Annotated in this window: 9 protein-coding genes and 2 riboswitches; of the genes, 1 reads left to right on the forward strand and 8 read right to left on the reverse strand. The window is 58.6% G+C overall.

Annotation, left to right across the window (positions count from 1 at the left end; genetic code table 11):
• From O6929_06940 to O6929_06970, 7 genes are all read right to left on the reverse strand, one after another.
• Positions 1-438 (reverse strand): energy transducer TonB (locus O6929_06940; protein ID MCZ6480122.1); only part of this gene is annotated, 438 nt, incomplete at its 3' end.
• Between the two features lie 379 nt (positions 439-817).
• Positions 818-2908, reverse strand: coding sequence for a TonB-dependent receptor (locus tag O6929_06945; GenBank protein MCZ6480123.1), 2091 nt, complete (start codon positions 2906-2908; stop codon positions 818-820).
• A gap of 26 nt (positions 2909-2934) precedes the next feature.
• Positions 2935-3124, reverse strand: a riboswitch (cobalamin riboswitch).
• A 50-nt stretch (positions 3125-3174) separates the two neighbouring features.
• Positions 3175-3951, reverse strand: a complete 777-nt coding sequence (locus O6929_06950) for an ABC transporter ATP-binding protein (GenBank protein ID MCZ6480124.1) — start codon at positions 3949-3951, stop codon at positions 3175-3177.
• Positions 3948-4976, reverse strand: a complete 1029-nt coding sequence (locus O6929_06955; GenBank protein ID MCZ6480125.1) for an iron ABC transporter permease — start codon at positions 4974-4976, stop codon at positions 3948-3950. The genes O6929_06950 and O6929_06955 overlap by 4 nt, the downstream gene beginning before the upstream one ends.
• Positions 4973-5863 carry a cobalamin-binding protein gene (locus tag O6929_06960; protein ID MCZ6480126.1) on the reverse strand — a complete coding sequence of 297 codons (891 nt, stop codon included), beginning with the start codon at positions 5861-5863 and terminating at the stop codon, positions 4973-4975. The genes O6929_06955 and O6929_06960 overlap by 4 nt, the downstream gene beginning before the upstream one ends.
• Positions 5860-7368, reverse strand: a complete 1509-nt coding sequence (locus O6929_06965) for a cobyric acid synthase (GenBank protein ID MCZ6480127.1) — start codon at positions 7366-7368, stop codon at positions 5860-5862. The genes O6929_06960 and O6929_06965 overlap by 4 nt, the downstream gene beginning before the upstream one ends.
• 124 nt (positions 7369-7492) lie before the next feature.
• Positions 7493-7718, reverse strand: a riboswitch (cobalamin riboswitch).
• A 17-nt stretch (positions 7719-7735) separates the two neighbouring features.
• A complete protein-coding gene (locus tag O6929_06970; GenBank protein ID MCZ6480128.1) occupies positions 7736-8632 on the reverse strand; it encodes a response regulator in 897 nt (298 codons plus the stop codon).
• 180 nt (positions 8633-8812) lie between these two features.
• Between O6929_06970 and O6929_06975 the strand changes: the two genes are divergently transcribed.
• Complete coding sequence (locus tag O6929_06975; protein ID MCZ6480129.1) at positions 8813-9010, forward strand: hypothetical protein; 198 nt, start codon at positions 8813-8815, stop codon at positions 9008-9010.
• A gap of 80 nt (positions 9011-9090) precedes the next feature.
• Here the strand turns inward: O6929_06975 and O6929_06980 are convergent, their stop codons facing one another.
• Positions 9091-9924, reverse strand: coding sequence for a hypothetical protein (locus tag O6929_06980; protein ID MCZ6480130.1), 834 nt, complete (start codon positions 9922-9924; stop codon positions 9091-9093).
• Positions 9925-10888: the final 964 nt, after the last annotated feature.

Raw genomic sequence — 10888 nt, forward strand, 5'->3', positions numbered from 1 at the left:
AGTGACATCCTCGACGCTCCCGTCTCGCGCAATGCGAAACTGCACTTCCGCAGTCCCCTCCATCCCCCATCGCCGGGCCCTCGGAGGATATTGCTTCGCCCTCTCAATCTTGTCGCGAAGGAGTCGGAACCAATCCATTCCGCCTCCTCCCGATCCGTTCCCACTCCCAAGACCAAACCCCGTACCAACCCCTTTCCCATCGCCGGCCCGGGCCACCCCGGAATCCCCCTCTGTCCCCTCTCCTGCCCCCGGACCGATCCCTCCACCGCCATTCGACCCACGCGACAAGAGGGTGATCTCACCCGACCCATCGCCCAGCCCCAATGGCTCATTGAAGGCCGATGTCCTCGGCCTTTCAGGGGGATCGCGAGGGGTCCACCTCGGCAGAGCTTTTTGGAGAGGAGAGAGGCGCGAAACTACGGGATCCTTCTGTTCCACTTTCCCCTCCTCTTCCTTCCGTGCACGTGTTGGTGGAGAGATGTCCTCCTGGGGCACAAAATCCCGAAGGACTGGCGCATCGGTTTTGCTCGCTTCCTTTTGACCATCGGAAGAATGCGACGCCTCTTCCATAGACGGCTTTGCTACACTCCCCGGGCCCGATGTATCCCGAGATAGATGCCCCTCTGTTCCGGGGCCGGGTGCCTGACCTCCTCCGGGAACGCCACCAACGAGCATGACCTCCATCGCTCCGTGACCATACGGGTAAAGGGGGACCACTGCCCCCCAGCGGATCAAGAGGAATATCGCAGCATGGAGAAGCACAGAAAAAAACCACGGGAGCGAATGTTGACTCAGTCGTAGTCGCATGGAAGGGTGCCTATTCGTAGAACCCCGAAAATTCGAGGATCGCGCCTGCCAAAAAGTTGGCACCAGGCGCTGGCATCAAAAAGCGCGTCCCACGGGAAGGGATACCCCACACCTCGTATTCGGCATCCGTGATGTTATTCCCCTGCAGGAAGAGGGTGAGCGGCCCTCGCCGATAACTCACTCGCCCATTCATGACGCCATAGGCATCCAACGGCTTGATGACATTCGCCGCGTCCCCCGACAGAAACTGCTCACTCACATAGAGTCCGGTGAGCGAAAAGGTCAGGCCCTCGATCGGATAGACGTTAATCCCGAGGCCCAGACGATTCCGCGGGACGAGGGGGATGTCGTTTCCTTCGCGGGCCAGCCCCGAGATTAATAACGCGTCAGTCTCGAAGGTCGCCTTGATGTAGGAATAGTTGAGAAATCCGTCCACCACGCCGTCGTATTGTCCCCGCAGCGTCAGCTCAATCCCGCGACGCCGAGTCTCATCCACGTTCTCATTCAACCCAGTGAACAGACCGGTGGGCACGAACAAGATCTCATCTTTCACATCGGTCTGAAAAAGCGCCAGTGTTCCATCAAAATGCTCGCCCATGCGGGTCCGTGTCCCCAGCTCAAAGGTGCGGGATGTGGCCGGCTCCAGGTCCGGGTTCGAGGAAAAGGGGGCAAAAGCGAAAAGTTCATTCACCGTGGGGGTGCGGAATCCTTCCGAGTAACTGAAGTAGACCACAACATCTGGGTCAGTCTCCGACGCAATCCAGGTCAATCCGGCCATGGGATTGAATCGCTCGAAGGTTCGGACGCGATCCCTCGTGGGGACGAGCTGGTCGGTAAAGTCAATCTGGTCATAGTCGTAGCGCCCGCCGGCGCTCAGGATGAGGACCTCCGGAATCAGGTCGAGACTGTCCTGAAAAAAGAAGCCCAGGACCTGTTCGTCGGTCTCCGTCCTGGAGGGGAACGTGCCGGAATCACTACTGTCAAAATCACTACTCGCGTACTCCATGCCTGCAACGAAGAGGTTCGGGCGATCAAAGGGGGTGGCCTCGTGTATCACCTGAACAGTAGCGCCACCCGTGAGAATGTCGAGTAAGATCTCATTTGTGCCGCCAGAGAGGAACCTGTCGAAGCTCTCCTGGTCCAGGTCGCGGACAAAGCCGTTGAGCGCAACGGAGAAGCCGGCCGGAAGTTCCTGCCGAAGATTGAGGGTCCCTTGGTTGAGCATACGATCTGCGAAGTCTCCCGGGGTGCAGTTCGCCGTGCGATCTATGTTGATGCTGGGGCACACCCCCGGAATACCTTCTTCCGGCAGCGTGCCAGGTTGCTCCAGATGATCGTCGACATAGAGGTAGGAGAGGGTGATGTCGGTCCCCAGGGAAGGAATCGGGCGGCCCACCTTGACAAAGAGCTGTCTCACATCGGAGTCGGAGTTATCCCGGAAACCATCCTCGAAGTCTTGCGTAAATCCAAGATAGTAGTCGAAGCCCCCGACGGGGCCGCCGAAACTTCCCCGGTATCGCTGGCGTCCAAAACTGCCGCCGGCCACCTCGACCTTGGCCTCGGGCACCGGTCCTCCCCGCTTGGTCTGGAGGTTGACGACCCCAGCCAACGCGTTCTTTCCAAAGACGGACGCAGTCCCAGGAAGGACCTGGATCCCTTGCAGATCTTTCACCGGGATCAGATCCCAATTGACAAAGTTGAAATCGGGGTTGTTGACGCGGACCCCGTCGAGGATCACGGTGGTCGTTGTCACCGGTGCGCCGCTGAAGCCTCGCATATCAAAGGTGGGTTCATACGGATTCCCGGTGTTGTTGTACAGGGTAACCCCGGGCTCGGTCTTAATAACCTCAGGGACCGTGTGTGCCTCTGAGGTTTCGATCTCCTCTGCGGTCGTCTCCCGGACCTGGCCCGGAAACCGGCGGAGATCCAGGGGAAACTCGAGCAGCCGAGTGCCCCGGACGACCACCGTCGGGAGTTGAACAATTTCCTCTTCCTCGCCTATTTTTTTCTCCGTTGATTTCTCCTGGGCCCAGGCCACCCCGATCAATAACCCTGTGAGTGCTGCCGTCAGGATCGCATTCTTGAAAATCGTGGAAACCATGGAACACCTCCCTTTCCGCGAAAGTGATGTTCGTCTTCCCCCGGAAAAGGTTTCCTGACTCGTGGATCATCACCCCCTGCGCCTTCCCATCCCGCTTCGCGGGACAGTGGCATGATGCAGGGAGGTTCCCCACTTACAGTGGCGGGACCGCGCTGGATTTGCACCAGCTTCCCTTTAATCCGGGGACAGTACGGTTCACAGTTCATCGTTCACGGTTCACGGTAAAAATCGGGGCTCAGTCTATGAACTGTCAACTGTGAACCCCGTTAGAAGCGGGGCAGGATGCGGATTTTGCCCGTCTCTGGATCCGTGTCGATCCAGACGGCGCAGCCGTAGGCCTTTTCTAAGATCTCCGGTCGCATCACCTCCTCTGGCAAGCCGGCGGTCAGGACTGTCCCCTCCTTGAGCAGAACGAGCCGGTCCGAAACCGCCGCCGCCGCGTTGAGATCGTGAGAGACCAAAATTATGGTGAGTCCCCCTTCAGACTTGAGTCGTTTGAGGAGCCCCAAAATCTCGACTTGATGACTGAGGTCGAGATGAGCCGTTGGCTCATCGAGCAGCAGGAGTCGGGGGTGCTGGGCCAGCGCACGGGCAATGACGACCCGTTGCTTCTCGCCGCTCGAGAGCTGGTCGAGATACTTGGCTGCCAAGTGAGCAGTCCCTGTCTCGTCCATCGCGCGTTCCGTTGTCTGGTGATCCTCTGCTGTCTCGAGGCCGATGCCCCGAGCGTGCGGGTATCGCCCCATGGCGACGACCTGCTCCACCGTAAAGGAAAAGGCCACCTGAAATTCCTGGGGGACCACGGCCACGGTTCGCGCGACCTCCCGTTTAGTGAGGGCGTTGACGTCTCGGCCAAAGAGCGAAATCGTCCCCTCCTCCGCAACGAGAACTCGACTGAGAAGTCGCAACAGGGTCGTCTTGCCTGCACTGTTGGGCCCGATCACTCCCAAGATTTCACCCGACTCGACGGTTAACGAAATCCCATCCAAGACGCGCCCATTGCGATAGCTAAAGCGCAGATCGTCAACTTCGACCGCTTTCATGGATAGACGCTCCGATACCTGCTCCGGAGCAAGTACGCAAAGAACGGAGCACCCACGAACGCGGTGATGACCCCCACAGGGAGCTCCAAGGGTGCCGCCACCGTCCGGGCTACGATATCCGCCAGGATCAGGAAGATTGCCCCGCCGAAGAGGGAGGCAGGGATGACCAGACGGTTGTCCGAGCCGAGGCAGAGACGAACAGCGTGGGGAACCATCAGGCCAACGAAAGCGATAGACCCGCTGGCCGAGACCGCCGCGCCCGTGACCAGACTGCAGGCGACAAAGATGATCCGTTTCACCCACTCAGGTTCCACCCCCAACTGGGCCGCCGCCTCTTCCCCCGCCGACAAGAGGTTCAACGCGAGGACCTGGCCATAGATGAGCACGGTGCCGATCAGCAAGCAGCCCAGAACGATGCCTATCGTAGGATAGCTCACGACGCGGAGATTCCCCATCAGGTAGAACACGACCCCCTGAAGCTCTTCCGCCTGCATCAAGGCTGAGGCAAGCATGATGGCCGAGGAGAAGAAAAGTGAGACCACCACTCCAGCGAGAAGCAGAGTGTGGACGGGAAGGCGACCGTCGATGCTCGCGATGCCATAAACCACGACCGCCGCCACCAATGCCCCCACAAAGCCGAAGAGGGGCAAGAAGAGGATGCCGGTCCCTGCGCCAAGGCCTGTCAGGACCCCCATCACGACTCCGAAGGCTGCCCCACTTGAAACGCCCAGGATATAGGGGTCTGCCAGCGGGTTCCGGGAGATCGCCTGAAATCCCGCCCCGGCTAACGCCAAGGCCGACCCCACAATACCGGCGAGGAGGGTTCGGGGGAGTCGCAGGCTTAGAACGATAGTCTCTTGCGTTTCTGTCCAGGAAACGGGATTGGGGAAAAGCTTCCCAAAGAGCATCCCAAAGATCTCGGCAAATCCCACCCGGACCGTCCCCACGGACAGGGCCAGGACGATGGCTCCCACGAGCCCAGCGGTGAGTATGCCCATGACCCACAGCAGACGGCCAAGCGTCATGGACCACCTCCGCGAAAGACCCCGGGGTGAAGAAGACCCGCCAAAAACTCCGCTGCCTCAACGATCCTGGGCCCAGGACGATTGATCAGATTGGCGTCAATGACTCGCACTGCCCCTTCCCGAACCGCCCGCATCTCTCTCCACCCCGGCAAGCGACGAAGGACCTCCCGATCTTCAGGGACGCCACCATCTAAGGCCAGAACGATCACATCAGGTTCATGAACCAAAACCTGTTCAAGGCTGTACCGAGAAAACTCGAGTGTCCGCACGACGTTCGCCCCCCCCGCCACATCGATGAGTCCATCAATGACGGTCCCTCGTCCGGCCACAATGAGGGGATCGATCCAGATAACAAAAAGGACTTTCGGTCTGGCTAGTCCCTTGACCTTCTTCGATACGGTAGCCATGCGTCGCCGCATCTCGGCGATCAACGTCTCGGCCTGCTGTCGTCTCCCCACCACCTCGCCAACCTTCTGAATGGACTCAAAAACCCCTCCAACTCCTATAGGCTTCACTCCGAAGACCGGGATGTGGATCCGCTCCAGTTGAGAGAGAGTCCCCCAGCGGTTCGCATCAGCGGATACGAAAATCAGGTCCGGTTTGAGCGCGACGACCACCTCCAGGTTCGGGTTGATGCCGCCGCCCACGCTCGGCTTTGCCTCGACCTCGGGCGGATAGGTGGCGTAGTCGGTCACCCCCACCACCGCATCTCCTGCGCCGAGCGCATAGAGGATCTCGGTGAGGCTGGGCGCCAATGAAATGATGCGACGGGGTGGCCCTTGAAGCTCAACCTCCCGTCCCACCATATCGACGAAAGTCGCCGGTTTGACCGGTGACACCCAGAGCAGAATCGAGAGGGCACACAGAACCCCTCTTTTCCCCGTCATCGCTTCCCCTCGATTAGGCGATAGATCGCGGCCATGTCGAGATGGGCGCGGACCAAGTCGGCTAATCGGTCGTACTCACGCTCAAGGTCCCATCCCTGTGGGTTGCTGACCGGGCGAGAACCTCCCCTCGTCTCCCAAAGCTCCTGGAGAAACCGATGCCGGAACGACGCGTTCTCGAACAAACCGTGAATATTGCTCCCCCAGACCCTTCCGCTGCCGTCGTGAGCCCCATCCTGGATCCGCACTGCCTGCCCTGACCGCTCTACGATCTCGAAGGCAGTCTCGGCCCCATCCACGGGGAAGGAAAGCCCATGATGAATCTCGTAGCCTGTCACTTCACACTCATTCCATTGGCACCTGGCCCGGACCTGATGCGTAATCTTCTCCCGCCGAAAGCGGGTTGTGACTTGAAGGAGTCCGAGGCCCTCAACCTGGTTCCGCTCTGACTCCACATGATCCGGGTCGGCGATACGCGTCCCGAGCATCTGATAGCCGCCGCAGATGCCGACCACGACTTTTCCGTTTGCGGCTGCCCGCTTGATGGCATCGGCCAGGCCCCGATCACGCAAAAAGGTCAGATCTTCAGCGGTGCTCTTGCTCCCGGGGAGGATGAGACAGTCGAGGGCTGCCATCTCATCTGGGGACCGGATGTAGCTGAGCTGGACATCCGGCTCTGCGGCGAGCGGGTCAAAGTCGGTGAAGTTGGACAGGTGGGGAAGCGCGACAACCCCGATCCGTAGGCCGCGACCATTTTCTTGCGCCGTGCCAGGCGTGAAATGCTCCGGCAGCGCGTCTTCTTCGGGGAGACGGATGTCGCGACAGAACGGGACGACACCGAAGACCCGCTTGCCGGTTCGGGCCTCAACAAAGTCGAGGCCGGGAGCCAACAGCGTCAGGTCCCCGCGAAATTTATTGATGACGAAGCCGGCCACCCGGTCCCGTTCCACCGGCTCGAGCAGCTCCAGGGTCCCGACGAGCGCTGCGAAGACACCTCCCTTGTCGATGTCCCCGACCAGGAGCACCGGTGCATCCGCCATGTCGGCGACCGCCATATTCACCACGTCACGGTCGCGGAGGTTGACCTCGGCCGGAGACCCTGCGCCCTCGATCAGGACGACCTCATACTCCGCCGCGAGACGTTCGTAGGCCTCGCGGACCACGCGGCGCAGCGCCGGGATCTGCTCAGCGCCGTAGGCGACGGCAGAGAAGGTCCCAGTCGGTCGGCCGAGGACGATCACTTGGGCATCGGTCTCGTTGGTCGGCTTGAGGAGGATGGGATTCATCAGGACCGACGGCACGACGCGGGCGGCCTGCGCTTGCACCGCCTGGGCTCGCCCGATCTCACCCCCTTCAGGGGTGACGAAGGAGTTTAGGGCCATGTTCTGGGCCTTGAACGGGGCAACCCTATAGCCGTCCTGGGCGAGGATACGGCAGAGGGCAGCCACCAGAATGCTCTTGCCCACATCAGAGGCGGTCCCCTGGACCATCAGGCTCTTGGCGGACACTGAATCACCTCCCAAAACAAAAAGCCCCAACCTTCAAGGTTGGGGCTCCCGTCGCTCCAAGATCCGCGGTGCCTGTCGACACCACTCCCAGATCACGCGGTGGCCGTTCCCCTCGGAAGGCCTCAAAGAGTCCGCGAGGCTGGGCAGGTTTCCTGGCTTGCGGGTCCCTTTACTCTCCGCGCCTTCCCATCCCGCTGTGCGAGACAGTGGCTCGTGCGGATTTCATCACCGCTTACAGTTGCGGGGCAGCAGTGGATTCTCCCCCTCTCCCTCGGGGATACACCACTTTCCCTACGCCCAGCCCCTCTTGCCGTTCTGGGTCGGTAGATACCCCGAGTCAGTAGTCCCTGTCAAGGGGAGATTTCAGTTACATGCTGTGTGGGAGAAACCGGCGAATGCGGGCGAGAAGGTCTTCGCGCTCGAAGGGCTTGGTAATGTAATCATCTGCCCTGTACAACCCACGGGCTTCCTGTGCATGGTGTTCCCGCGTGTACACTTGAGTCATCATGATCACTGGTAGTGAGGCAGTCTCCGGATGGTCCTTGATCCTGCGGCACAGATCAAAGCCGTGCATCCGGGGCATGAGGACATCAGTGATGACCAGGTCGGGAGGGTCCTGCATCAGGACCTCAAGGGCTTCTACGCCGTCCTGGGCCGTCATTACGTCAAACCCCGCCGCGGTCAAAATATCGGTGAGGTACGCTCGGAATAACTTGGTGTCTTCCACCACCAGGATCTTGGCCTGTCCGTTGATGGGGGGATCCACCGTGACCGCTTCCGGTCCATGATGGAGCACCCCGATGAGAAAATCGCACTGGGGACATTGGGCCTCCACTCTGGCGCCCGGGACGGGCCTCTCCTGCAAGGAAAAGACGTTTTCACACTGGGGACAGGTCACAGAGTACTCGGCGAGTCCTACCTCCAAGAATTTGGAGAGATCTGACTGATCGCGGATCTCCGAGGTCACCTCGTCTGCCCCGGCTTCTCGGCCCAGCGCTATGTCCTCGTCGGTCGGATCCCCCTCGACCCAGAGCAGGATCCTCGCTTTCGGACAGGACTTTCTGAGAGCCTGACAGACGGTCCACGCCTCCTCTCGGGAGCGGCTCATGTTGAGGAAAATGAAGTCCGGAGGGTCTGACAAGGCCATCGGCACGGCCATACCGAGGTTGCATGCGGTGATCATCCTCAGCCTCTGGGACTCGAGGAGGCCCTGCAACCGTGCTCGAGATTCATTCTTGTCGTCAGCGATCAGGATGTTGCCCATCTCTGTTGCCCCCTGGAACTCTTTTTTTGTGCATTTTTGGTGCCAAACACTTCACAACCAGATTGGGATTAACCCCTCTACTTTCAGTAGGTTATCCGCCTGATCCAATTCAGCGTTTTGCTCGGTGCTAGTAGTGGTGCTAGTCGGTGCCGGAATTAAACGCTCGACAGCCGCCCGTTTATGGTCAGGGGAGAGATGGTCCTGCGAGTGAGGGACCTCCTGACGTGGATAAAATTGTCTCGGCTCAAGCGGTGCCCCGAGTGCAAGCGACTCTTTATCGCGGTGCGACACCAACAATTTGATACCCCCAAGTGTAGTCTCCGAGATCGGACACGGCGATTTTACCAGAAGAAACGCAAGGCCCGGTCCCGGAAATAGGCAATAGGGCGTGACCGATTGGGCCGAAGGGGGGCTAAGTGTTTCTTACTGAGACGGGGGTATCAAGAGTAAGCGCCTTTCTACGACAACGAAATTCCTAGTAGCAATGCGACAGCTTTCAACGCTTGGTATGCCGAGTAGAGAGTACCGACGTTTTGGATTGCGGGTCCCACTGCCGTCAAAATGCTCCTGAGTCGTATTGCGTTTGGCTTAGCCTTCTGAATCTCTGTTAGTCCTTCCTTGACGAGTTCAAGGACCTCCTCTTTCGAAGAACCGGGTAGTTCCGGCAAAGCGGCAAGGCGCTCACTTATCAGACGAAGGACCCTAAGCAATTCATCTCGGCCTTCGATGCCGAGGTCCTGGAGTACGTTCGCTGTAGCGCCCGGCCCTGTCTGAATGACTCCGACGGGTGAGTGGATATGAATGACGGGTGCAGGAAATACTGCCTCCCCTTCCTTTGCTTGGGCGCGACTTATTAAGGAGTGGACAAAAAGATCAATTTCCACGCCGACCCTGTTAAGGGCGTGAGTCCGGGCCTCGTTCAGAGTAGAGGGCGTCTGTTCGATCCGGACAAGATAGGCTTGCTTCTTCACGATCTGGGTCAACTCTGGAAGGTCTGACGGAAGATAGCGCTCGACCTCTGCTTTCAATTCTTGAGCGAGTGTTTCCGATGGTTCCAGTCCTATGCTTGAGATGACTCTCAAGAGCATTTGCCAGACGATACGGGCCAGAATTTCGACCTCACGAGAGCACAGCTCACGGATTCTCGCTAAGGCTACGCCTGATCGTCCGAACCCCCGCTCAGCCATCTCATTATGGACAAATTCGATTTCTCGAGAGAGTTGCTGGCGACGTTCCTGGAACTCCACCTGAATCAGTTTACCTGCTAGGTCAATGACCTTCGGATCGAGCATGCAACACCCCTAGGACCTTGACAGGGATATAGTAGGGACTGACGAATGGCAAGATAACCGCGATAATGAAACCTATGAGTTCAACCTCACCCCGGTTCCAACCCTGGAACTCCCGAAGCGATTTTAATTATCCCCCAACTAAGCAAAGCACGTAAAGAGCTTATTCCTGTGGCGGCGAGATGATCTTACCACGATGGGTAAGCTGCGGGGCTGGAACGGATCACCGAGGGAGTAATGCATGCTACACAGGAACTCGCGGCCAGACACGGCTAGAACCCCTAAGTTAACATCACCAAACCACCACCCGTTAGTGATATAACTGCCAGTAAAATAAGGATTATATACCCACACTTGCCTAATGCTCAACCATCCGCATGTAATATAACTGCCGGAAAAATAAGGATTAGATATACCCTATTGATAACTCCGCAACCACCCGTATGTGATGTAACTCCCGTCAAATAAGAAACCTTGGGGGGGTTGTGCTTACGTCTCCGCGCACCCACAGCGCCTTTCCTTGTGGTCGGGGGACGATCGTCGATTGTAGGGTATGTCAGGGGCGAAAATGATGCCTTCTAGAAGCTCAATTACAAAGTCTGAGGCGGGTCGGGATATATGGTCAAGGCAGCCGCCGGTCGCCATCTCCCTACAGCCTAGTGAAGATTACTGGTTGTAATCTGCACCGCAGTCGACAGAGGGCAGTGGCAGGACACCTCTAAACCATCGAGTGCGGATGCATCCCGCTTGACATGGCTTAGACATTTGATGCTTTATCGTAGTTGGAACGCTACCCCAAATTATCCCGGGGCGGAAGCCGTACAAGAATAAGAAGGTAGGCGTTAACCGTCGGTTCAGCTCAAGAGACATCGGAGGGCTCCCCGGACGATCGAGGAGGCGATGGGAAACTGGTGGCGGGCGATTCTCGTTGGAGCCATCGCCCTGTGCGGGTTCCTGCTGGTGATCC

Source organism: Candidatus Methylomirabilota bacterium, assembly GCA_027293415.1.
Classification (GTDB): domain Bacteria; phylum Methylomirabilota; class Methylomirabilia; order Methylomirabilales; family CSP1-5; genus CSP1-5.